This is a genomic window from Streptomyces sp. NBC_01210 (genome assembly GCF_036010325.1).
Classification (GTDB): domain Bacteria; phylum Actinomycetota; class Actinomycetes; order Streptomycetales; family Streptomycetaceae; genus Streptomyces.
This window is the reverse complement of record NZ_CP108549.1, coordinates 3,990,168-4,012,037: the sequence shown is the minus strand read 5'-3', so window position 1 is coordinate 4,012,037 and position 21,870 is coordinate 3,990,168. Positions and strand designations below refer to the sequence as shown.

At 69.4% G+C, this 21,870-nt stretch carries 20 protein-coding genes and 1 pseudogene; 7 read left to right on the top strand and 14 right to left on the bottom strand.

What is annotated here, in order from left to right; translation table 11 throughout:
* Nucleotides 1-21 precede the first annotated feature (21 nt).
* Nucleotides 22-546: a MarR family winged helix-turn-helix transcriptional regulator gene (locus OG735_RS18040; protein WP_385300621.1), complete on the bottom strand. Its 525-nt coding sequence runs from the start codon at nt 544-546 to the stop codon at nt 22-24.
* A gap of 82 nt (nt 547-628) precedes the next feature.
* Between OG735_RS18040 and OG735_RS18035 the strand changes: the two genes are divergently transcribed.
* Nucleotides 629-1,411 carry a dioxygenase family protein gene (locus OG735_RS18035; RefSeq protein ID WP_327324214.1) on the top strand — a complete coding sequence of 261 codons (783 nt, stop codon included), beginning with the start codon at nt 629-631 and terminating at the stop codon, nt 1,409-1,411.
* Between the two features lie 57 nt (nt 1,412-1,468).
* On the opposite strand, the gene OG735_RS18030 is transcribed toward OG735_RS18035, so the two are convergent.
* Entirely contained in the window at nt 1,469-1,999 is a 531-nt protein-coding gene (locus OG735_RS18030; protein ID WP_327324212.1) for a GNAT family N-acetyltransferase, read from the bottom strand.
* Nucleotides 2,000-2,147: 148 nt separating this feature from the next.
* Here OG735_RS18030 and OG735_RS18025 point away from each other — a divergent pair, with 148 nt between their 5' ends.
* Nucleotides 2,148-3,146: a sigma-70 family RNA polymerase sigma factor gene (locus OG735_RS18025; RefSeq protein WP_327324211.1), complete on the top strand. Its 999-nt coding sequence runs from the start codon at nt 2,148-2,150 to the stop codon at nt 3,144-3,146.
* 691 nt (nt 3,147-3,837) lie between these two features.
* Here OG735_RS18025 and OG735_RS18020 read toward each other — a convergent pair.
* Nucleotides 3,838-4,794, bottom strand: a complete 957-nt coding sequence (locus tag OG735_RS18020; RefSeq protein WP_327324210.1) for a helix-turn-helix transcriptional regulator — start codon at nt 4,792-4,794, stop codon at nt 3,838-3,840.
* 63 nt (nt 4,795-4,857) lie between these two features.
* Here OG735_RS18020 and OG735_RS18015 point away from each other — a divergent pair, with 63 nt between their 5' ends.
* Both OG735_RS18015 and OG735_RS18010 read left to right on the top strand, forming a co-directional pair.
* Entirely contained in the window at nt 4,858-6,372 is a 1,515-nt protein-coding gene (locus tag OG735_RS18015) for an MFS transporter (protein ID WP_327324209.1), read from the top strand.
* Nucleotides 6,369-6,656: pseudogene (locus tag OG735_RS18010) on the top strand (PTS fructose transporter subunit IIB); the annotation flags it as partial. The gene OG735_RS18015 and the pseudogene OG735_RS18010, both read left to right, overlap by 4 nt.
* Before the next feature lie 132 nt (nt 6,657-6,788).
* On the opposite strand, the gene OG735_RS18005 reads toward OG735_RS18010, so the two are convergent.
* The 4 genes from OG735_RS18005 to OG735_RS17990 form a co-directional block, all read right to left on the bottom strand.
* On the bottom strand, nt 6,789-7,493 hold the full coding sequence (locus OG735_RS18005; protein ID WP_327324208.1) for a VC0807 family protein: 705 nt from the start codon (nt 7,491-7,493) through the stop codon (nt 6,789-6,791).
* A 178-nt stretch (nt 7,494-7,671) separates the two neighbouring features.
* A complete protein-coding gene (locus OG735_RS18000) occupies nt 7,672-8,439 on the bottom strand; it encodes a DUF6227 family protein (protein ID WP_327324207.1) in 768 nt (255 codons plus the stop codon).
* A gap of 145 nt (nt 8,440-8,584) precedes the next feature.
* Nucleotides 8,585-9,709, bottom strand: a complete 1,125-nt coding sequence (locus OG735_RS17995) for a P1 family peptidase (RefSeq protein WP_327324206.1) — start codon at nt 9,707-9,709, stop codon at nt 8,585-8,587.
* A gap of 69 nt (nt 9,710-9,778) precedes the next feature.
* Complete coding sequence (locus OG735_RS17990; RefSeq protein ID WP_327324205.1) at nt 9,779-10,975, bottom strand: low temperature requirement protein A; 1,197 nt, start codon at nt 10,973-10,975, stop codon at nt 9,779-9,781.
* A 351-nt stretch (nt 10,976-11,326) separates the two neighbouring features.
* Here OG735_RS17990 and OG735_RS17985 point away from each other — a divergent pair, with 351 nt between their 5' ends.
* Nucleotides 11,327-11,533 carry a hypothetical protein gene (locus OG735_RS17985; protein WP_327324204.1) on the top strand — a complete coding sequence of 69 codons (207 nt, stop codon included), beginning with the start codon at nt 11,327-11,329 and terminating at the stop codon, nt 11,531-11,533.
* Nucleotides 11,534-11,540: 7 nt separating this feature from the next.
* Here the strand turns inward: OG735_RS17985 and mscL are convergent, their stop codons facing one another.
* The 6 genes from mscL to OG735_RS17955 all read right to left on the bottom strand — a co-directional run bounded on the left by mscL (nt 11,541) and on the right by OG735_RS17955 (nt 17,357).
* The gene (gene mscL / locus OG735_RS17980) at nt 11,541-12,005 is read right to left on the bottom strand and encodes a large conductance mechanosensitive channel protein MscL (protein WP_327324203.1); all 465 of its coding nucleotides are present in this window, start codon (nt 12,003-12,005) and stop codon (nt 11,541-11,543) included.
* 141 nt (nt 12,006-12,146) lie between these two features.
* The gene (locus tag OG735_RS17975; RefSeq protein ID WP_442812447.1) at nt 12,147-12,752 is read right to left on the bottom strand and encodes a hypothetical protein; all 606 of its coding nucleotides are present in this window, start codon (nt 12,750-12,752) and stop codon (nt 12,147-12,149) included.
* A gap of 151 nt (nt 12,753-12,903) precedes the next feature.
* Nucleotides 12,904-13,755: an S-methyl-5'-thioadenosine phosphorylase gene (locus tag OG735_RS17970; RefSeq protein ID WP_327324202.1), complete on the bottom strand. Its 852-nt coding sequence runs from the start codon at nt 13,753-13,755 to the stop codon at nt 12,904-12,906.
* Nucleotides 13,756-13,868: 113 nt separating this feature from the next.
* Nucleotides 13,869-14,213: an FmdB family zinc ribbon protein gene (locus tag OG735_RS17965; protein WP_327324201.1), complete on the bottom strand. Its 345-nt coding sequence runs from the start codon at nt 14,211-14,213 to the stop codon at nt 13,869-13,871.
* A gap of 68 nt (nt 14,214-14,281) precedes the next feature.
* On the bottom strand, nt 14,282-15,544 hold the full coding sequence (locus tag OG735_RS17960) for an MFS transporter (protein WP_327324200.1): 1,263 nt from the start codon (nt 15,542-15,544) through the stop codon (nt 14,282-14,284).
* Nucleotides 15,545-15,806: 262 nt separating this feature from the next.
* On the bottom strand, nt 15,807-17,357 hold the full coding sequence (locus OG735_RS17955) for a potassium/proton antiporter (RefSeq protein ID WP_327324199.1): 1,551 nt from the start codon (nt 17,355-17,357) through the stop codon (nt 15,807-15,809).
* Nucleotides 17,358-17,548: 191 nt separating this feature from the next.
* On the opposite strand from OG735_RS17955, the gene OG735_RS17950 reads away from it, so the two are divergent.
* Nucleotides 17,549-20,290, top strand: a complete 2,742-nt coding sequence (locus OG735_RS17950; protein ID WP_327324198.1) for a penicillin acylase family protein — start codon at nt 17,549-17,551, stop codon at nt 20,288-20,290.
* Here OG735_RS17950 and OG735_RS17945 read toward each other — a convergent pair.
* Nucleotides 20,280-20,873, bottom strand: a complete 594-nt coding sequence (locus OG735_RS17945) for a 5-formyltetrahydrofolate cyclo-ligase (protein ID WP_327324197.1) — start codon at nt 20,871-20,873, stop codon at nt 20,280-20,282. The two genes, OG735_RS17950 and OG735_RS17945, sit on opposite strands and share 11 nt — an antisense overlap.
* Nucleotides 20,874-20,967: 94 nt before the next feature.
* On the opposite strand from OG735_RS17945, the gene galU reads away from it, so the two are divergent.
* Nucleotides 20,968-21,870, top strand: coding sequence for a UTP--glucose-1-phosphate uridylyltransferase GalU (gene galU, locus OG735_RS17940; protein ID WP_327324196.1), 903 nt, complete (start codon nt 20,968-20,970; stop codon nt 21,868-21,870).

Below are 21,870 nucleotides of genomic sequence, written 5' to 3'. Positions count from 1 at the left end.
CAGGGCCATTCGCGTGCTGCGTCAGCGGAGCCAGGGCAGGTCCGCGCCCGAGTCCTGCGGCTGGAGCCCCTCGGCCATGATCCGCATGATCTCGCCCAGCTGCCCTACCTGTTCGGGCGTGAGCCGGTCGAACATCGCCTGGCGTACGGCCTCGACATGGCCGGGTGCGGTCCGTTGCAGGACCTGGAAGCCCTCGTCCGTCAGTACGGCGTTCTGCCCGCGCTTGTCGGAGGGGCAGTCCTCGCGGCGTACCCAGCCGTTCTTCTCCAGACGTGCGATCGCGTGCGAGAGCCGGGAGCGGGTGATCTTGGCGTCGATGGCCAGCTCGGTCATTCGCTTGCGGCGGCGAGGGGCCTGGGAGAGCTGGACGAGCAGGCCGTAGTAGATGTGCGGCATACCGGCGTCGCGCTGCAATTGGCGGTCGAGGTGGTCCTCGAAGAGGGTGGTGGCGTGCAGATACGAGCGCCAGACGCGCTGCTCGTCGTCGGTGAGCCAGCGCGGTTCGGCGTCGCCCCCGCCGGTGGATGCCGTGTTCATGGATTCCACTCTACGACCCATTCTTGAAAGTTGAACTATATGGAGTTAGAGTTCGGTATAGCTTGAAAGTTCAAGTAGACCGGGAGTTGTCATGAGTGCCACCCCCACCGCGGAGCGCATGCCCGCCCTCTATCTCTCCCACGGTGCCCCGTCGCTCGCCGACGACCCCGTCTGGCCCGGCGAGCTCGCCGCCTGGTCCGCCGGCCTGCCGCGCCCCAAGGCGATCCTGATGGTCTCCGCCCACTGGGAGGAGGCCCCGCTCGCGCTCGGCGCCACGGAGACCGTGCCGCTGGTGTACGACTTCTGGGGCTTCCCCGAGCACTACTACCGCGTGACGTACGCCGCTCCCGGTGCTCCGCAACTCGCCGACTCCGTACGGAAGTTGCTGCGCGGAGCCGGTACGCCCGTGCAGGACATCCCGGACCGCGGCCTGGACCACGGAGCGTACGTCCCGCTGGTGGAGATGTTCCCGGGCGCCGGCATACCCGTACTCCAGATCTCCATGCCCACGCTCGACCCGCAGAAGCTGCTGGAGATCGGGCGCAGGCTCGCGCCGCTGCGCGACGAGGGCGTGCTGATTGTCGGCAGCGGCTTCTTCACGCACAATCTGGTCGCGCTGCGGCATCAGGGGACTCCCGGCTGGTCGGCGGAGTTCGACGACTGGGGGCAGCGGGCGCTCGCGGCGGCCGATGTGGACGCGCTGCTGGACTTCGAGAACAAGGCACCGGCCGGGCGGCTGGCCCATCCGCGGACCGAGCACTTCGCGCCGCTCTTCGTCACGCTGGGAGCGTCTCAGGGCGAGCTCGAGAGCGGGCGGAGCGTGATCGAGGGCTTCTGGATGGGCCTGGCGAAGCGGTCCGTCCAGTTCGGTTAGTCCGACCCGGTTCAGCGGGCTCGGCCCAGTGCGGTTCGGCCCAAGCCGTTTGACGGCCTACCCCTCCAGGCCCAGCTTCTTCTCGTACCAGGCCACGTCCCAGTACTTCCCGAACTTCCTGCCCACCTGCTCGTACGTCCCGATGTGGCGGAAGCCGAAGCGGGTGTGCAGGCGGGTCGATGACTCGTTCGGCAGGGCGATCCCGGCGTACGCGCGGTGCAGGTCTTCGCCGTCCAGAGCCTCGAACAGCGATTTGTAGAGCAGCGTGCCGATGCCGCGGCCCGCCGCCTCGGGGGCGCAGTAGACGCTGACCTCGACGGAAGTGGAGTACGCGGCCTTGGGGCGGAAAGGGCTGCTCGTCGCGTAGCCGAGAATGAGGGCAGAACGGACATCCCGAGCAACCAAAAGACGATGGGGGCCGTCCTCAGGGTGGGAGTGCAGCCAAGGGCGGCGCTGCTCGGGCGTGAAGGCGGCTGTGTCGAACGTGATCGCCGTCTCGCGTACGTAGTGGTTGTACAGCTCGGTGAGGGCGTCGAGATCGGCTTCCGTGCCCGCGCTGACCTGCACCTCTGTACGTTCCTGCGGCATTCGTCCTCCCCCGGGTGACGGGACAGGGTACTGCATGATCACGAAAATGATGGGCCGCGTGGGAATTCTGTCCCGATTCCAGTCGTTGTTTCCATCGGATGCAGGGCACCCGGAAGGGTGTCGCGACCTACTCAGCAAGGGAGCACGCATGGCAACCCGTGCCGTCGCCCGTCGTCAGTCCGACTCCAGTGGGACCGGCCGGGCAAGCAGCGTTCGCGCCGTGGGCGGGGAGATCGCCGACCGCGACCTGGTCGGCATGTACCTCGATGAGATCGCGCGTACGCCGCTGCTCGACGCCGCCAAGGAAGTCGAACTGTCCCAGACCATCGAGGCCGGTGTGTTCGCGCGCCAGATCCTCGAAAAAGAGGTGGAGAGCGATGCCGGCGGCGCCACGCGCGAGGAGCTCGAGGCGCTGGTCGCGGAAGGCGAGCGCGCGAAGGACATTTTCATCCGCTCCAACCTCCGGCTCGTGGTGGCCGTCGCGCGACGCTATCCGCGCAGTGGTCTGCCGCTGCTCGACCTGATCCAGGAGGGCAACGCCGGCCTGGTCCGCGCGGTGGAGAAGTTCGACTACGCCAAGGGCTTCAAGTTCTCGACGTATGCGACCTGGTGGATCCGCCAGGCGATCACCCGCTCCATAGCCGACCAGTCCCGCACGATCCGGCTCCCTGTCCACCTGGTGGAGGAGCTCGGACGCATCCGCCGCGTCCAGCGCGAGTTCAACCGCGAGAACGGCCGCGAGCCGGAGGCGGCCGAGGTCGCGAAGGAGCTCGGCTCGACGCCGGAGCGGGTCAGGGACGTCCTGGACTGGGCGCGCGACCCGGTCAGCCTGAACATGGCGGTGGACGACGCGGGCGAGACGCAGTTCGGTGACCTGCTGGAGGACACCTCGGCGGTGTCGCCCGAGCAGTCGGTGCTCACGCTGCTGCGCAGCGAGGGGCTGGACGACCTGATCGGCAGGCTCGACCACCGTACGGCGTCGATCATCCGGATGCGGTACGGCATCGAGGACGGGCGGGAGCGCACGCTGACGGAGGTCGGCAAGGAGCACGGCCTGACGCGCGAGCGAATCCGCCAGATCGAGAAGCACGCGCTGCTGGAGCTGAAGCGGATGGCCCGCGACACGGGCTTCGACGCGGCGGCGTAACCGCCCCCCAAAGCGGACCCCGGTACCTTCCCCCCGGTGCCGGGGTCCTTCTCTGCCAGGTTCGCCCCGGGCGGAGGCCCTTGTCCGGTGACCGGAGGGTGTTCCCCTGTCCGCCCCTTCCCGGAACTGGGGGCTGCGCCCCCAGACCCCCCGCCGGGGTACGGGGGTGTGGGGGCTGACGCCCCCCCACCCCGGAGCGGCAGCTTCGCGCCGCAGAACGACGGGGCCCCGGGCCGCTGGGCAACCCCGGCGGGCCGCACCCGTCAGTTGCTCGGTCATGTGGTGAGCGTGGGCTGCAGTTGCCCGGTCTTGTGGTCGAGGTGGGCCGGGGGCGTCAGTTGCTCGGTCATGTGGCCAGGGTGGGCCGGGGGCGTTGGTGGTTGCTCTTCGGTGGGTGGTTTCCACCGGCGAACCGCTGTACCCCCCGGCGGGCCGCACCCATGTCGTTCGGGTGGGGAGGTGCCGTGCAGGGTCGTCCCCGCAGGGGATTGGCGGCAAAACCGGGGTCACGCACCAAGAGCCTGTACGCCGCCGACCCCGAGGAGTCGAGCCCGGAGGGGCACCGGAGCCCGCACCCGACAAGAACCCGCACCCCGCCGGAGGCAACCCGCACCCCGCCGGAGGCAACCCGCACCGGACGAGACCGGACGACCCCGGGCCCGGGCCACAAGCACCCGCAGCAAGCAGAGGCTTACCGTGCCGCGCGGCTCAGGCGCGCGGCCAGGTCCGTTACGTACTCCGACAGCCGCCCCGGGCCATGGACCGTGAACTCGCAGTCCACCAGGGCCAGTCGGAGCGCCAGCCACTCCACCGAGTCCGCGGACCGCGCCCGCAGCCTGCACGTCTCCTCGCCCGTCGGCACCGGCGCGCCCAGATGTTCCGGGAGCCGCGCCGCCACAAACGCCGCCGGCGCCTCGAAGCTCACGTCGATGTCGTACTCCGGCTGCCGCGACATCGAGTGCCCGAGCAGCTTCGCCGCATCCCCCGTCGGCAGCTCCCGCGGCACAAAGCGCGCCCCCGTGGCAAAGGGTTCCGAGACCCGGTCGACCCGGAACGTACGCCAGTCGTCCCGCTCGATGTCGTACGCGACGAGGTACCAGCGACGGCCCGTCGAGACCAGCCGGTACGGCTCGACCTGTCGTTTGGTCTCGGTCCCGTCACCCGCGCGGTAGCCGAAGCGGAGGCGCTCGCGCCCGGTCGCCGTGCCCGCGATGACGGTCAGCGTCTGCGGGTCGATCGTCGCGCCGTCGCCCCGGGTGAGCGGGATCGTCGCCGCCTGGAGCGTGGTGACCCGGTGCCGCAGCCGCGACGGAAGCACCTGTTCCAGCTTGGCCAGAGCCCGTACGGAAGCTTCCTCGATGCCCTCGATGGCATGGCCGGCCCCCGCCCGCAGGCCCACCGCGATCGCCACCGCCTCCTCGTCGTCGAGGAGCAGCGGAGGCATCGCCGCCCCCGCGACCAGGCGGTATCCGCCGACCGCCCCCTTCGTCGCCTCGACCGGATAGCCGAGGTCCCGCAGCCGGTCGATGTCGCGCCGGATCGTGCGCGGGCTCACCTCGAGGCGCTCGGCGAGCTCGCTGCCCGGCCACTCGCGCGGAGTCTGGAGAAGGGAGAGCAGATTCAGGAGTCGTGCCGGAGTGTCCGTCATGTTCTTCAGAATGCCCGCCATCTAGGACATGAGCTGACCTATATCCACTCTAGATTCACCGTTATGAGTTCACAGCCCGCCGTACCGGATACGGCATCAGACCGTCGTCGCTGGATCGCGCTCGCCATCGTCATGACCGCGGCCTTCATGGACCTGGTCGACGTCACCATCGTCAACATCGCGATCCCGAGCATGCAGCGGGACCTCGGCGCTTCGTTCGGCGCGATCCAGTGGATCACCGCCGGATACGCGCTCGCCTTCGCCGCCGGTCTGATCACGGGTGGCCGGCTCGGTGACATCTACGGCCGCAAGCGCCTCTTCCTGATCGGCATCTCCGGCTTCACGTTCGCCTCCGCGCTCTGCGGTTTCGCGGCGAACGAGGAGATGCTGGTCGCCTCCCGTCTGCTGCAGGGCGCGACGGCCGCGATGATGGTGCCGCAGGTGCTCGCGATCATCCATGTCACCTTCCCGGCGCACGAACGCGGCAAGGTCTTCGGCATGTTCGGCGCGGTCATCGGCCTCGGCGCGGTGTCCGGACCGCTGCTCGGCGCGCTGCTGACCCAGTGGAACCTCTTCGGTCTCGAGTGGCGCCCGATCTTCCTGATCAACCTGCCGGTGGGCATCGCCGGACTGATCCTGGGCCGGAAGTTCATCACCGAGTCCCGCGCCCCGAAGGCGCTCAAGCTCGACCTGGTCGGCGTCGCGCTGGTCACGCTCGGACTGCTGATGCTGATCTATCCGCTGACCCGCGGGCGTGAGCTGGGCTGGCCGCTCTGGGGTCATCTGTGCATGGCCGGCAGTCTGGTCGTCTTCGCCGCCTTCGTGGCGTACGAGAAGAAGAAGACCCGCAAGGACGGCTCCCCGCTGGTCGAGCTCTCGCTGTTCAGGGTGAAGAGCTTCGCCGCCGGTATCGCCGTGCAGCTCACCTTCGGTATCGCCTGCGGGATCTTCTTCCTGGTCTGGACGCTGTACATGCAGATCGGTCTCGGCTGGAGCCCGCTGCGGGCGGGCCTGACCGGTGTCCCGTTCTCGATCGCCGTGTCCGCGGCAGCCGGGATATCCGTACAGAAACTGGTGCCGCGCTTCGGCCGGAAGGTGCTCCAGGGGGGCGCGGTGACGATGGCCACGGGGCTGCTGCTCTACATCTGGGAGGCCGGGCGGTACGGCACGGCGATCCATTCCTGGCAGATGAGCCTGCCGCTCGTGGTGATGGGCGTCGGGATGGGCCTGATCGTGGCACCGCTGACGGACGCGGTTCTGTCGGACGTGCCGCGTGAGCACTCGGGCTCCGCGTCCGGGCTGATCAACACGACGCAGCAGATGGGCAATGCGCTCGGGCTCGGCCTGGTCTCGGTGGTCTTCTTCGGGTCGATCGACGACCGGATCGCGCCGAGCGCGGTGGGCAACGCCTTCGCGAATGCGTTCCAGAACTCGCTGTGGTGGGTGGTGGCGGTGCTGGTCGTGATCTTCCTGGTGATGTTCGCACTGCCGGCGCGGCCGAAGCAGCATGTGGAGGGGGCGGACGCGGAGACGGTGACCGAGGGCCCGGTGGACCTGGAGCCCGCGCTGTCGCACTGACGCGGCCAAGGTGTACGACGAGGCTCGGCCCGGGGCATGTCCCGGGCCGAGCCTCGCTGCGTCGTCGGGCCTTGCCGGGCCGCGGGTCACACGGCGTCGAGGTCGCCGTCGGGACACAGGGGTCCGCCGGGTTCGCCCGGCTGGATCCCGAGGTCATCGCCGCCGCCGACGGCGTGATCTTCGCGCATGATGTGCCCGTACGGGACAGGGAGCGGTTCGCCGGGAAGCCCACTGTCGAGGTCGGCGTCAAGGCCGGGATCAACCGGCCTGCCGAGCTCATCGCCGGAGACGGAGGCTGCCGCCTCCGGGACCTCCGCCGCCGAAGAGGCGAAGGTCCCGGTCGCGGCCTGACGGACGTCGGGCGACAGACGATGGACAACTGACGACGGACAAACTGACGACGGACGAGCGGCGGTTCAGGCCCGAGCCTGGGCCGCCGCTCCTTCCGCTTCCGCTTCCGCTTCAGCCGCCGCTGCCGCCTCCGCCGCCTCGCGGCGCGCGCGGCCCTGCTTCCCGGCCCGGATCGTGTACACCATCAGGCCCGCCAGGATGACGAGCGGCAGCACGTTGGAGACCCCGACCATCGTCTCCGTGTCCAGTACGTAGACCAGCCCGGCCTTCACGCCCGCCTCGGCCAGGAACGTCACGCCCCAGACGATGGTCAACCGCCGCTGGCCGGCACGGAAGCCCGGGTACTTGTCCCACATCGCGTTCCAGTCGGCGATGCCCTCAGGCGTACCGTCCGTGCCGAACTTGCGGCCGAAGTAGAAGATCAGCGGCCGCTTGAGCGTGAGGCTGACGAGGAAGGCAAGCCCGAGCAGCCCGGTCAGCGCGGAGTCCTTGAGGAAGAGCAGCTTCGCGCTGTTGTACGCGAGGGCGCTGACCGCTCCCAGCAGCAGAGTGATCAGGATCAGCATGCTGAACTCGTCCACGCGCCGCTTCATGGCGAAGTAGATCGTCAGCTCGACCAGTGGCCAGCAGGAGATGAGCAGCAGGGCGGGGACCTCGTGCATGCCGTGGTCGATCAGCATTCCGTATGTGATCCACGGCAGCAGAACGCCGAACAGGATCGTAGGCCCCCAGGTCAGGAGGATGTTTCCTCGTTTGCCGGATTCAGCCATGGTTGAACTCCATTCCCCCGAGCGGCCGTTCGCCGCAAAGACGGGCCGGAGTTTATGGAGTGAATGTGGGCAGGGGGCCGGGCTTGGCGTGATCTTGACCAAGATCAGAGACAGGGTTTGACCAAGGGGCAGGCCTCGTTCCCTCCGGCCGTTGGGGGGACGCTCACCGCACCCCGGTTCACCGCACGCTCGCGCGCAGCTCCATCGCCTCGCGCGCTATGTGCTCCGCGGCGTACACCTCGCACATATGGCGGCCGTCGGGCGTCGCCGTGTGCTCCACCTCCCACAGGCTTGTCTCGGTGCCGTCGAGCAGCAGGAACGCGTGCTCGTACAGTGTGAAGCCCGCGTCCTTCCCCTCCACCCGGCACTGGCGGCCGAAGACCTGCGTGATGTGGTGGGCGAAAGCGGCCCGCAGCAGGCGCGCGGTCTCCTCGCCCGGCCGGTCGGCGTTCTCCGCGCGGCGCAGCACGCGGCGCGCGTGGTCCGCGGAGTCGTCCGGGACGTACATCCGGGGGAGCGGGGCAGGGGGCGCGGACATCAGCGAGGTGAGCAGTTCCAGATCGGCGTCGAGGTCGTCGTCTTCGACGTCGGAGTCCCGGCCGGTGTCCGCGGGCCCGGCGAAGCCCGGGAAACCGGCGGGCAGCCGCGACGCGGCGAGGCGGACCTCGGACTCCTCGGTGTAGAGCTCGTGCTGCTCGGCGCTGTCGCGGCCGGTGTTGTGCACCAGCTCCCACAGGACCAGGGAGGTGCCGTCGCTCAGCAGATAGGCATGCCGGTACGTGGCACGGCGCAGGGCCGCACTGTGGTGCGACGAATGCAGCGAACTGGCATGGGCCAGCGCGGATTCGAGCCGCTCGACCGTCGTGTCGGGCAGATCGAAGGAGTTGAGCGCCCGACCCAGGAGTCGCTCGAGCTGCGTCTCGGTTGTCTCGTACGGATCGTTCAAGGTGGGTCTCCAGGCCGTCGCCGCAAGTCACTTGGTGATTGCTAAACGTAGCCCCTGGGTCTGACAACGTGTCCTGCGTTCGGGAAAACGAAGGGGAGTACGCGGGAAGTTCCCGTCCTCCCGGTCAACACGGCTGTCCTGTACGTCAGTCGATGTCGTACAGATCCCGGTACGAAGGGAAGGTGCCGCCGGGCCCCTCGACGCTCCGGGCCGCGAGAACCGCCCGCACGATCGCCCGGGTCACCACGTCCGCGCCCGCCGCGAGCACCTCGTTGAGGGCGAGGGGGTTGGTGGCGTCGAGCGGGACGGCGCCGGTGGCGAGCGTGAAGACGGTGTCGCCGTCGTTGAGGAGATGGACGGGGCGTACGGCGCGTGCGATGCCGTCGTGCGCCGTGCCCGCGAGCTTCTGGGCCTGGGCACGGTTCAGATCGGCGTCGGTCGCGACGACGGCGAGGGTGGTGTTCAGTGGCGGCAGCGGAGGCCATCCGCTCGCGCGGCCCGTCTCGTCCAGCCGCCGCCACGCCGCCGTGTGGACCTCGGCCGGCGGGTAGTCGGCGCGGCCCTCGAAGTACTGGCCGTACAGCGCACCGGTCAGCGGGTCGATCACCGAGCCCACGGCGTTCGCGACCACCAGTGCGGCGACCGTGACCCCGGAGCCGAGGACGGTACTGGCCGTGCCGAGCCCACCCTTCAGCCGTCCCACCACCGCTCCGGTACCGGCGCCCACAGCGCCTTCCTCGACCGGTGCACCGCTCTCCGTGGCGGCCGCCGCCTCCACCGCCGCGCGCCCGGTCGAGGCGTCCGGGCGAGCCTGCCAGTCGCCGCCGCGCCCCAGGTCGAAGACGCAGGCCGCGGGCACGACCGGCACGACATGGTGGGGCTCGGGCCCGACCCGTACACCGCGGCCCTGCTCCTCCAGCCAGGTCATCACTCCGGCGGCGGAGTCGAGCCCGTACGCGCTGCCGCCGGTCAGTACGACGGCCTCGACGCGCTGGACCAGGTTGCGGGGGTCGAGGGCGTCGGTCTCCCGGGTGCCCGGGCCGCCGCCGCGTACGTCGACGGCGGCGACGGCCCCGCCCTCGGGTGCGAGGACGACGGTGGTGCCGCTGAGCGCGCGGTCGCCCGGCACCCGCGCGTGGCCGACCCGGAGGCCGGCCACATCGGTCAGGCCGCCCGTGAGCCTGTCCGTGAGCCCGTCGGCCTGTCCGTCCGTCGGCCTGTCCCTCGGCCCGTCTGCCGTCCCGCCCGTCGGTGCGTCATTTGTTGCCATGAAGCCCATGCGTACCACGGGACTTGGCTCAGCGCCCCGGCCACGGCCACGTCCCGGCCATGGCGTCGCTCACGACCCGGCCGCCATCCTGGCGGTGAGCGTGACGCCGGCCGCGGTCGCCGCCGCCGCCACGGTCCCGGCCGCCAGGACCGCCCACTCCGCGGCGAACGTACAGAGCAGGGTCGCCAGCGCGGCGACGGGAAGGATGAGCTGCTGGGCGATCCCCACCTTGAAGTAGCGCGAGTGGAGTCCCCACACCAGCAGCATGAAGACGGCGGAGGGGACGGTGACCGCGGCCGATGCCGCGGTGGTGGAGATGTGCGTCTTGCCCACGGCTTGCTCGACCGCGACCTCGATGCCCGCGCCGATCGCGGCGGCCGAGGCGAAGATCCCGTAGTGGCCGTAACCCCAGAGGAATCCCTGCTTGTTGGAGGCCAGTCGGTCATGGGCCGGGACGACGAAGTAGATCCACCAGGCGGCGAAGACGATCAGCAGGCCGCCTGCGGCGATCGGCAGCACCTCACCCAGCGCGTCGTTCTCGTCGATGCCGGACTTCACGGCGCCGGTGGCCGCCGCGATCGTCTCACCGAGCACAATGATGGTGAACAGGCCGTAGCGCTCGGCGATGTGGCGCGGGTGCCAGTTGGTGTGGAACTCTCTCTCGGCGTACACCGGTACGCACATCTCGGCGATCGCCATCACCAGGAAGATCCAGCCGCGGGCCGACTCGGGCGCGAACAGCAGGGCGGTCCATCCGCCCTGGCAGAGGATCACGCCGCCCGCGTACCGCAGGGCCATGGTCCGCTCGGCGCCGGACGCGGCACGGGCGGCGCGCAGCCACTGCGTTGTCAGCGCGAGACGCATCACCACATAGCCGAGCCAGACGACCAGGAATTCGTGTTCCTGGAAGGCCCGGGAGACGCCGGCCGCCAGGATCAGTACTCCCGCGATCTGGACGAGGGTCACCACCCGGTACAGAGCGTCGTCGTTGTCGTACGCCGAAGCGAACCAGGTGAAGTTCATCCACGCCCACCAGATGGCGAAGAAGACCAGCACATAGCTGAGAATGCCGTCCGCCGTGTGCCCCTCGGCGACGGCGTGCACCAGCTGCACACCGGCCTGGGCGATCGCCACCACGAAGCAGAGGTCGAAGAAGAGCTCGAGCGGGGTGGCGGCGCGGTGTTCCTCGTCGCGGCGGCGGGCGACCAGCGGGCGCAGGATGCTCGACGGGGTCACTGGACGGTCGGCGCCGGGCGTATGAGTCATGCGGCAAGCACAGCAGAGGGTGAGCTGCTGGGCGGGCGGGACGCGCACAGCCGTGGGCCGGGCCGCCCGCGGGTCCGACCCGCCACGGCGTCCAGGGCGCCGGCCGCCGTGCCCGCCCCGGCGTCCAGGTCGCCGTAGGCGTACCTGCCGCCGTGCCCGCGCCCGTCCCGGCTGCGGCGTCCAGGTTGCCGTCGCCGTGCCCGCCCCGGCGTCCAGGTCGCCGTAGGCGTAGCCGCCGTGCCCGCACCCGTCCCCGCCGCGGCGTCCAGGTTGCCGCCGCCGTATCCGCCCCGGCGTCCAGGTCGCCCGCCGCCGTCCCCGCACCTGTACGCGCCGCCGTACCCTGGACGTATGAGCACCGCCCCCGCCCCCGGACCGCGTGATGCGGAGCAGCCGCGGCAGCAGTCCCCAAAGCCGAAGCTGATCTTCGACGATCCGCTGGACCAGCAATCCGCGGACGATACGGACCGTGGGTGGGGCGAGCGGCCTCTCGCGAGCGGCGACAGCGTCGCCGAGCTGGCGCGCTTCCTCGACGAGAAGCCGCCGCACCACATCTGAGCCGTCGCTACTGGTCGCGGCCCGATCCGCGCTGTGCCACGATCGCGTCCCTGATCTCCTTCAGGACCTCGAGCTCCGTCAGCTCGACCACTTCCTTCGCGCCATCCTTGGCGGCATCCCGGGCGGCCCGCCTGGCCAGGTACTTGGACATGGGCAGCACCATCAGGAAGTAGACGACGGTCGCGGTGATCAGGAAGGTGAGCGTGGCGCCGAGCACGGACCCCCACATGATCCTGATGCCGTCCACCTCGCCGTGGACCACCTTGCAGGTGCCCTTCAGGCAGGAGCTGTAGGAGTCGAGATCCTTGGTGCCGAACGCGCCTACCAGCGGATTGATGACGCCCTTCACCACGGCATTCACGATCTGGGTGAACGCCGCGCCGATGACCACGGCGACGGCCAGGTCGATGACATTGCCGCGCATCAGGAAGGCCTTGAAGCCCTCCAGGACACTGACCTTCTTCTCGCTCACCACTGAGCCTCTCTTCGCATGTGCAGGACACGGAGCCAAACGCTCCGAAACCTACGTCAGCGCGTAGCCGCGCTGTCCAGTCCGCACACGCGAAGAGAGCGCCTGACGGTACGTCAGAACAACGGAGACGCCGGGTCCGAGTCAGCACACCGTCACTGCCAGTCGCGATGTCGCTCCCGCGCCCGCCAGGGCCGCGGCGGTGGCGCGCGGCACAGACAGGACAACCAGCGCACCGCCGTCCGGAGAAGCCCCGCGCAACCCAGGAACTCCGGTCACTCGGGCGCCCGATGCCACCACCCGCGCCGCAGTCCCTTCCCCCACAGGGGAGTTGGCCGCAGCGATCACATCCACCCGGTCTCCCGGACGCAGCAGCCGGACCGTGGCGGCATCCGCGATACGCACCGGAGCGGACACCATCGCGGCGGCGGGCCGCCGCTCACGCTGCGGCGCGGCGGCCAACGCCTCGGCGCCGCCACCATCCGCTCCACGCGCACCCGAAGCGGCAAGCGCTGCCGCCGTCATGGCGAGCCCCGCCGCCATCGCACGTCGCCGCCGGAGCACCGCCCGCCGCAAGCGATGCGCCCCACCGCGCACCCGCAGCGGGGCGAACGGCGGCACGCCGAGCAGCTCCGGCGCCGGGGAAGAAGGGAGAGGAGGGAGCGGAGAAGGGAGGGAAGAAGGGAGGGAAGAAGGGAGAGCGGAGAGAGAGGAAGGGAGGGGAGGGAGAGAAGGAGGGGGAAGCGACATGACACACACCGCCTGCCGTGAGGAGTGGAGTTGGACTGACCGCTCCTCACGATCCACTCTCCGCGCGCATCCCGCCGACGCCTGTGGACAACCCCAGCGTTGTGGACAACTCCCTCACCCGCAGGAGGGTTCACCGCATCGGACCGAAGGTCTACGGCAGCTGAAGCCCCGTGTCGATGCCGTCCAGCGCATGCGAACAGATGCAGTCCCGCGTCTCACCCGCCGGCAGCCCCGCAACCGCGTCGAAGAGCACCGCGCGCAGCCTGTCGACACTTGCGGCGAAGACCTTCATCACGTCTCCCTGCGAGACGCCGTCACCCGTCTCGGCCCCCGCGTCCAGGTCCGTCACCAGCGTCATCGACGTGTAGCAGAGCCCCAGCTCACGGGCGAGCACCGCCTCCGGGTGCCCGGTCATGCCGACCACCGACCAGCCCATCGCCGCATGCCACTGCGACTCCGCCCGGGTGGAGAAGCGCGGCCCCTCGACCACCACCAGCGTCCCGCCGTCCACCGGCTCCCAGTCCCGCCCGCGCGCGGCCGCGAGCACCGTCTTGCGCCCATCCGGGCAGTAGGGATCGGCGGGCGACGCATGCACCACGTTCGGAATGGTCCCGTCCGGCAACGGCAGACCGTCGTAGTACGTCTGCGCACGCGCCTTCGTGCGGTCCACGAACTGGTCGGGCACGAGCAGCGTCCCGGGACCGTACTCCGGCCGCAGCCCGCCCACCGCGCACGGCCCCAGCACCTGCCCCACGCCCACCGAACGGAGCGCCCACAGATTGGCGCGGTAGTTGATGCGGTGCGGCGGCAGATGGTGGCCGCGTCCGTGCCTGGGCAGGAAGGCGACCCGCCGCCCGGCGATCTCGCCGAGGAGGAGTGAGTCGCTGGGACTGCCGTACGGGGTGTCCACCTGGATCTCGGTGACGTCCTCCAGGAAGGAGTAGAAGCCCGAGCCGCCGATCACGCCGATCTCTGCGTTCGCGTTGGTCGCATTCGTCGCCATGGCGATCACACTATCCGTACGCGAAAACGCCAAGGACCCCGCCGTACACAACGGCAGGGTCCGGAGAAGCAGGCGTCAGGTGGTCGAACTGTGTCAGGTGGGGCCGAACTGTGTCAGGCGGCGGAGCTGCCGCTGGAGCTCGAGGACGAGCCCGACGAAGAGGAAGCCGACGCCGAGGACGAAGAAGCGGCGGGCTTCGAGTCCGACGACTTCGCGCTCGTGGGCGACGACGCGGACGCCGGCGACGATGACGTCGACGCGGGCGAGCTGCTCGAGGACGCACCACGGCTGTCGTTCCGGTAGAAGCCGGATCCCTTGAAGACAATGCCCACCGCCGAGAACACCTTCTTCAGGCGTCCATCACAGCCGGGGCACACGGTCAGGGCGTCATCGGTGAACTTCTGCACCGCCTCGAGGCCCTCGCCACATTCGGTGCACTGATACTGGTAGGTCGGCACTTGTCTTCCTCCTGGCACTCTCACTCAATGAGTGCTAACGACGGTCCATAGTGACGTATTCCGCCGGATCAGTCCACCGTCAGCGGCACGCGGTGACTCATCCCACGCGCCGCGATCCGCCCCGCAGCCTTCGGCGAGAGCCGCGAGCGGAGCGAAACCAGGGTGACCAGCGCCAGCAACGTGCCCACCAGCGGTACCACGAATCCGGCGCTCGCGCCGTTCTCGTCGGCCAGCCGCCCGGCCACCGTCACGGCCGCCGCCTGACCGAGCGCCACGGCGCCCGTCAGCCAGGTGAAGGCCTCGGTACGGGCCGAAGCCGGCACCAGCGACTCGACCAGCGTGTAGCCGCCGATCAGGGCGGGCGCGATGCAGAGGCCGACCAGCAGTCCCAGCCCCGCGAGCAGCGCCACGGAGTGCACCGCCCACAGTGCGGAGGCCGCCAGTGTCAGCCCGGCGTAGCCGAGCACCAGCCGCCGCCGCGGCCCGCTCTTCCAGGCGATGGCGCCGCAGGCGATGCCGGCCAGCATGTTGCCGGCCGCGAAGATCCCGTACAGCAGTCCGTTGGCGCCGGGGTTGCCGATCTCCTCGGCGAAGGCGGTCAGCGAGACCTGCATTCCACCGAAGACCGAACCGATGCCGAGGAAGGCCACGGCCAGCACCCGCACTCCCGGGGCGGAGAGCGCGGACGCGTGCGGTTCGGCGGCCGTCGCCCTGGGGCGTACCGCAGGCTGCGTGCCGCTCTGGGCGGCGAAGAACAGACCGCCGGCGAGCGTCAGTGTCGCCTCGGCGATCAGTCCGGCCGCCGGGTGCACCCCGGTGCACAGCGCGGTCGCGAGCACGGGTCCGACGACGAAGGTGAACTCGTCCGTCACGGATTCGAAGGCGGCCGCCGTCGACATCAGCGGCGAACCCTCCAGCTTGGCCGCCCAGCGGGCTCGCACCATCGGCCCGACCTGCGGTACGGAAGCACCGGTGGGTACGGCCGCGACGAACAGCGCCCACAGGGGCGCGTGCGCCAGCGCGAGCGCCGTCAGCGCGGACACGGAAGCGGCGTGCACCAGCACGCCGGGCAGCAGTACGGCCCGCTGTCCGAAACGGTCCGCGAGCTTGCCGCTCTGCGGCGCGAAGAGCGCCATGGAGACACCGGTGAAAGCGGCGACGGCGCCGGCGCTGCCGTACGAACCGGTGGTGTGCTGCACCAGCAGGACGATGCCGATGGTCAGCATCGCGAAGGGCTGCCGCGCCAGGAAGCCGGGGAGCAGGAATGTCCAGGCGCCGGGTGTGCGCAGGAGCTGCCCGTATCCAGGACGGTGGTTGACCGTGGATGCCACGGTCCGTGCCTTTCTGCCGCCTGGTAGCGCTCCCCTGGTACGCGTCGTACTTGTGGTACGAGACGCACGTGAGCCGCCGAGAGCTGTCCTCTTGCGCGGAACTGCGGTAGATACCGGGGCCCACTGCGAGGGCTCCGCGGCCGCCATACGGTCGCGCCAGCTCTGCGTCAGGCAGAGTTGGTCGATCAGTGTGCCTTGATGCTACAGGGAATCTTCGATTCGTACCTGGGAAATAGCTCACACATTCCAAGATCGCCTGTGATTAACCGGATCTTCCCGTGGATCTTCTTCCGGTGTTTCCGCCCGTTCCCAGCCAGTCGGCCAGCTTTCCGCCCTGTCCGACCGCCCGCAGTCGCCGCTCCGCGGCGTCCCGCACCGGATCCGTCGCCACCACCAGCAGCTCGTCACCCCGCCGCAACACGGTGGACGGCAGCGGTACGAAGCTCTTCCCGTCGCGTACGACCAGGGTGACCGCGGCGCCCGCGGGCAGCCGCAGCTCCGCGACCTCCACGCCGTGCATCCTCGATCCCTTCGGGATCGCCACCGACAGCAGATGCCCGCGCAGCCGCTCCAGCGGCGCCGACTCGATGCCGAGATCGGCGGCGTCGGACGTGCCGCCGAGCCGCAGTGCCTTCGCCAGCCAGGGCAGCGTCGGTCCCTGGACCAGGGTGTACACGACGACCAGGACGAAGACGATGTTGAAGACCCGGTCGCTCCCCTCGATGGAGGTGACCAGCGGGATGGTGGCGAGAATGATGGGGACGGCGCCGCGCAGTCCCGCCCACGACAACAGCACCTGCTCCTGCCACGGAATACGGAAGGGGAGCAGGCTGACGAAGACCTCCAGCGGCCGCGCCACCATGGTCAGCACCAGACCCACCACGACCGCGGGCCAGAAGTCGTCGAGCAGCTCGTGCGGCGTCACCAGCAGACCGAGCAGCACGAACATGCCGATCTGCGCGATCCAGCCGAGGCCCTCCGCGAATCCGCGGTTCGCCGGCGCGTGCGGCAGCTTGGAGTTCCCGAGCACCATCGAGGCGAGATAGACGGCGAGGAAGCCACTGCCGTGCGCCATGGCGCCGGCCGCGTAAGCCACCACCGCGATCGCCATTACCGCGATCGGGTACAGACCCGAGGCGGGCAGCGCCACATGCCGCAGCCCGAATGCGCCCAGCCAGCCCGTCGCGAGGCCGATGCTCGCGCCGATCGCCAGCTCCAGCGCGATCTTCCCGACCAGTACGTACCAGTCGTCGACCGGACCTGGCGTCGAGAAGGCCACCACCAGGATCACCACGGGGGCGTCATTGAAGCCCGACTCGGCCTCCAGTACACCGGTCACCCGGGACGGCAGCGGCACCTTGCGCAGTACGGAGAAGACCGCCGCGGCGTCCGTCGAGGACACGACGGCGCCGATGATGAGCGCCTGCCGCCACTCGAGCCCGACCAGATAGTGCGCTCCGGCCGCCGTGATGCCCACACTCACCGCGACGCCGACGGTCGACAGCACGACCGCCGCGGGCAACGCGGGTTTGATCTCCTTCCACTTGGTGGCCAGGCCGCCCTCGGCCAGGATCACCACAAGTGCGGCATAGCCGATCACCTGCGTCAGTCCGGCGTTGTCGAACCTGACGTCGAAGATGCCGTCCTGCCCGATCGCGATCCCGATCCCGAGATACAGCAGCAGGCTGGGGAGCCCGCTGCGGGACGAGATGCGTACCGCCGCGACGGCGATGAGCAGAACGAGCGAGCAGATGAGCAGGAGTTCGTTGAGCTGGTGGACAGTCAGTGGCCGATCCTTCCCTAGCGCCTTCACGCCGGATCGCTCATCCAGCCGGCGACACTTCGTTACCTTACCTAATCTTTAACGTTTCCTTGACGGGTCGATCATCCGTGCGAGCGAGGGTCCGGCTGTCGCCTTACGGATACCGCGTCCGGGCCGGTGGAGCTCTGCGCCTATGGTTGCTCCCAGCACTCCAGGACCAGCCTGCGCCTCGAAGGACAGCGATGCCCGCCAACACAACCGCCTCTTCCCCCAAGAAGAAGAAGGGGCGACGCGCCCGCCTGCTCGTGATCGTCCTGGTGCTGGCGCTTGTCGCGGGTGTCGGATATGGGACGTACTGGAGCATCAGTACCGTGCGCGCCTCGTTCCCGCAGACCACCGGAACGGTCAAACTCGACGGCCTCTCCGGCCCGGTCGAGGTCAGACGCGACAATTACGGCATCCCGCAGATCTATGCGGACAGCGACCAGGACCTGTTCCGCGCCCAGGGCTTCGTCCAGGCGCAGGACCGCTTCTGGGAGATGGACGTCCGCCGTCATATGACGGCCGGCCGGCTCTCCGAGATGTTCGGCTCGGGACAGGTCGAGACGGACGCCTTCTTGCGCACTCTCGGCTGGCGACAGGTGGCGCAGAAGGAGTACGACACCCTCCTCACGCCCGCGACCAAGAAGTACCTCCAGGCCTACGCGGACGGCGTCAACGCCTACCTCAAGGGCCGCGAGGGCAAGGACCTTTCGGTCGAGTACGCCGCCCTCGCCTTCAGCAATGACTACAAGCCCGAGAAGTGGACGCCCGTCGACTCGGTGGCCTGGCTCAAGGCGATGGCCTGGGACCTGCGCGGCAATATGCAGGACGAGATCGACCGCTCGCTGCTGACGAGCAGGCTCAGCGAGAAGCAGATCAAGGACCTGTATCCGGCCTATCCGTACGACCGGAACAAGCCGATTGTCGACAGGGGCGGTATAGACCCCGCGGCCGGGAAGTTCGACCCGGCGGCCAAGCCGTCCGACGGGTCCAACGGCGGCAGCGGCGGCGGGAACAGCGCGGCGGGCGCAGCCGAGGGCCTCAACTCCCAGCTCTCCGCGCTCTCCAAGACCCTCGACACGATCCCCGCCCTGCTGGGCCCCAGCGGCAGCGGTATCGGCTCCAACTCCTGGGTCGTCTCCAGCAGGTACACGACGACCAACAAGCCGATGCTGGCCAACGACCCGCATCTCGCGCCGTCGCTGCCCTCCCTCTGGTACCAGATGGGCCTGCACTGCCGGACTGTCTCGGCCACCTGCCAGTACGACACCGCCGGCTACACCTTCTCCGGTCTCCCCGGCGTGATCATCGGTCACAACCAGGACATCGCCTGGGGCTTCACCAATCTCGGTGCCGACGTCACCGACCTCTACCTCGAGAAGCTCACCGGCGACCGCTACCAGGTGGGCAACGAGCAGAAGGCGCTGACGACCCGCAAGGAGGTCATCAAGGTCGCGGGCGGCTCCGCCAAGACGATCACGGTGCGCTCCACCGGCCACGGCCCGCTGGTCTCCGACCGCAGCGGCGAGCTGGAGAAGGTCGGCCAGAAGGCCCCCGTCCCGAATGCCGCCCCCGCCGCTGACCGTGGCGCCGGATACGCGGTCGCGCTCCAGTGGACCGCGCTGCAGCCCGGCAAATCCATGGACGCGGTCTTCGAGCTCAACCGCGCCAAGGACTTCAACTCCTTCCGCGCGGCCGCCAAGAACTTCGAGGTCCCTTCGCAGAACCTCGTCTACGCCGACGTCAAGGGCCATATCGGCTACCAGGCTCCCGGCAAGATCCCGGTCCGCGCCGAGGGCGACGGCACGAAGCCCGTTCCCGGCTGGGACCCCCGGTACAAGTGGAAGCGCTACATCCCCTTCGATGAGCTGCCGTACGAGTACGACCCCGAGCGCGGCTACATCGTCACCGCCAACCAGTCGGTGATCGATGCGAAGAAGTACCCGTACCTGCTGACCAAGGACTACGCCTACGGCGCCCGCAGTCAGCGGATCAACGACCTCATCGAGTCGAAGATCCAGGGCGGCGGGAAGATCTCCACCGAAGACATGCGCACCATGCAGATGGACAACAGCAGCGAGATCGCCAAGCTGCTGACGCCGTATCTGCTCAAGATCGATGTCTCGGACAGCTACGTCCGCGAGGCGCAGAAGCTGCTGGAGGGCTGGGACTACACCCAGGAGCCGGACTCCGGCGCGGCCGCGTACTTCAACGGGGTCTGGCGCAATGTCCTCAAGCTCGCCTTCGGCAACAAGCTGCCCAAGGAGCTGCGGGTCGAGGGCGAGTGCCTCAACGTCCGCCCGGCCGACAGCTCCGCCCCGGACGACCAGCTCAGCGAGCGGGTGCGGGAGTGCGGCCAGCGCGACGCGGAGTCGGCGCAGCCGGACGGCGGCGACCGCTGGTTCGAGGTCGTGCGGAGGATCCTCAAGGACGAGAACAACCAGTGGTGGCATTCCCCGGCCAGCCGTACGGACGCGGCCACCACCACGCGGGACCAGCTGCTCGCCAGGGCCATGGAGGACGCCCGCTGGGAGCTGACGGCCGAGCTCGGCAAGGACGCCACCAGCTGGAGCTGGGGCAGGCTGCACCAACTGACGCTGAAGAACCAGACCCTCGGTACCGAGGGTCCCGGCTTCCTGCAGTTCGTCCTCAACCGCGGCCCGTGGAACCTGGGCGGCGGCGAGGCGGCGGTCAACGCCACCGGCTGGAACGCGGCGGGCGGCTACGGCGTCATCTGGGTGCCGTCGATGCGGATGGTCGTCAACGTCGGCGACTGGGACAAGTCCCGCTGGATCAGTCTGACCGGTGCGTCGGGGCACGCGTACAGCGCGCACTACACCGACCAGACGGACAAGTGGGCCAACGGTGAGCTGCTCGACTGGGCCTACGGCGAAGCGGCCGTGAAGGCGAAGACCGTCGACAACCTCAAGCTCACTCCGTAAAGCGCCTGACGGCCGTGGGTGTCACCACCGCGTGCACGGGGTGGTCGTGCGGTTCCTCCGGGACCCGCACGAGCACCTCGTTCGCGTACAGCAGAACCACCAGCGCGGGGTCGGCGCCGGCGGCTGCGAGACGGGAGAGGACTCGGTCGTACGAACCGCCTCCGCGGCCGAGTCGCATACCGCGCGCGTCCACCGCGAGTCCCGGAAGGAGCACGGCATCCGCTTCGAGTACGGCGTCCACGCCCAGCCGCTCGCCGTCCGGCTCCAGCAGCCCGCGGCCCGCGCGCACCAGATGCTCCGGGCCCCTGTAAACGCCCCAGTCCAGGTCGTTGTCCGCCTTCAGGACCGGCAGCAGGACGCGTACGCCCCGCTCGCGCAGCGCGTCGAGCAGCGCGCGCGTGCCGGGCTCGCGCCCCACCGAGACATATGCGGCGACCGTGCCCGCTTCGGTCAATTCCGGGAGACCCAGGGCCTGTCGCGCGAGAACCGCGGCGGCCTCTTGGACGTCCTCAGTGGACAGAAGGCCCCGGGCATCGAGGAGTTCACGTCGTACCGCACTCTTTCCGGACAAGTCGCCGCTCATGTCACCTTCACAAACCTCGCGTATGCGCCTCTATGAGCACGAAGTTAACCGGAGGCTCATCTTCAGCCCATACTTACCGGATAGTGTGCATCGCATGACTCAGTCGCACCCCAGGATCAGCAAGGCTGTTATCCCTGCCGCAGGCCTCGGAACCCGGTTCCTGCCTGCCACGAAAGCCACTCCCAAAGAGATGCTGCCTGTCGTCGACAAGCCTGCTATCCAGTACGTCGTCGAGGAGGCGGTCTCGGCCGGCCTCTCCGACGTACTCATGATCACAGGCCGCAACAAGCGCCCGCTCGAGGACCACTTCGACCGCAACTACGAGCTGGAGAGCGCGCTCACCCGCAAGGGCGACGCCGAACGTCTGGCGAAGGTGCAGGAGTCGAGCGACCTCGCCACCATGCACTATGTGCGCCAAGGCGACCCGCGCGGCCTCGGCCACGCCGTGCTGTGCGCCGCCCCGCACGTCGGTGACCAGCCCTTCGCGGTCCTCCTCGGCGACGACCTGATCGACCCGCGCGACCCGCTGCTCGCCCGCATGGTCGACATCCAGGAGCGGGAGGGCGGCAGTGTCATCGCGCTGATGGAGGTCGACCCCGCCCAGATCCATCAGTACGGCTGCGCGGCCGTCGAGGCCACCGGCGAGTCCGACGTGGTCAGGGTGACCAAGCTGGTGGAGAAGCCCGAGCCGTCCGAGGCGCCGAGCAACCTCGCGATCATCGGCCGCTATGTCCTGGACCCCGCGGTCTTCGAGATACTCCGGCAGACCGAGCCGGGCCGCGGAAACGAGATCCAGCTCACCGACGCCCTCGAGAAGCTCGCCGAGGACGAGAAGCTGGGCGGGCCGGTGCACGGCGTCGTCTTCAAGGGCCGCCGTTATGACACCGGCGATCGTGGCGACTATTTGCGGGCGATTGTCAGACTCGCGTGCGAACGTGAAGACCTGGGCCCGGAGTTCCGGACCTGGCTTCGCAGTTATGTGACCGAGGAGATGTAG

Bases quoted from the DNA above. Each gene is read 5' to 3' on its own strand.
- OG735_RS18035 (WP_327324214.1), top strand. From the start codon at position 629: ATGAGTGCCACCCCCACCGCGGAGCGCATGCCCGCCCTCTATCTCTCC.
- OG735_RS18030 (WP_327324212.1), bottom strand. From the start codon at position 1,999: ATGCCGCAGGAACGTACAGAGGTGCAGGTCAGCGCGGGCACGGAAGCC.
- OG735_RS18025 (WP_327324211.1), top strand. From the start codon at position 2,148: ATGGCAACCCGTGCCGTCGCCCGTCGTCAGTCCGACTCCAGTGGGACC.
- OG735_RS18020 (WP_327324210.1), bottom strand. From the start codon at position 4,794: ATGACGGACACTCCGGCACGACTCCTGAATCTGCTCTCCCTTCTCCAG.
- OG735_RS18015 (WP_327324209.1), top strand. From the start codon at position 4,858: ATGAGTTCACAGCCCGCCGTACCGGATACGGCATCAGACCGTCGTCGC.
- OG735_RS18005 (WP_327324208.1), bottom strand. From the start codon at position 7,493: ATGGCTGAATCCGGCAAACGAGGAAACATCCTCCTGACCTGGGGGCCT.
- OG735_RS17995 (WP_327324206.1), bottom strand. From the start codon at position 9,709: ATGGCAACAAATGACGCACCGACGGGCGGGACGGCAGACGGGCCGAGG.
- OG735_RS17990 (WP_327324205.1), bottom strand. From the start codon at position 10,975: ATGACTCATACGCCCGGCGCCGACCGTCCAGTGACCCCGTCGAGCATC.
- OG735_RS17985 (WP_327324204.1), top strand. From the start codon at position 11,327: ATGAGCACCGCCCCCGCCCCCGGACCGCGTGATGCGGAGCAGCCGCGG.
- OG735_RS17975 (WP_442812447.1), bottom strand. From the start codon at position 12,752: ATGTCGCTTCCCCCTCCTTCTCTCCCTCCCCTCCCTTCCTCTCTCTCC.
- OG735_RS17970 (WP_327324202.1), bottom strand. From the start codon at position 13,755: ATGGCGACGAATGCGACCAACGCGAACGCAGAGATCGGCGTGATCGGC.
- OG735_RS17950 (WP_327324198.1), top strand. From the start codon at position 17,549: ATGCCCGCCAACACAACCGCCTCTTCCCCCAAGAAGAAGAAGGGGCGA.
- OG735_RS17945 (WP_327324197.1), bottom strand. From the start codon at position 20,873: ATGAGCGGCGACTTGTCCGGAAAGAGTGCGGTACGACGTGAACTCCTC.
- galU (WP_327324196.1), top strand. From the start codon at position 20,968: ATGACTCAGTCGCACCCCAGGATCAGCAAGGCTGTTATCCCTGCCGCA.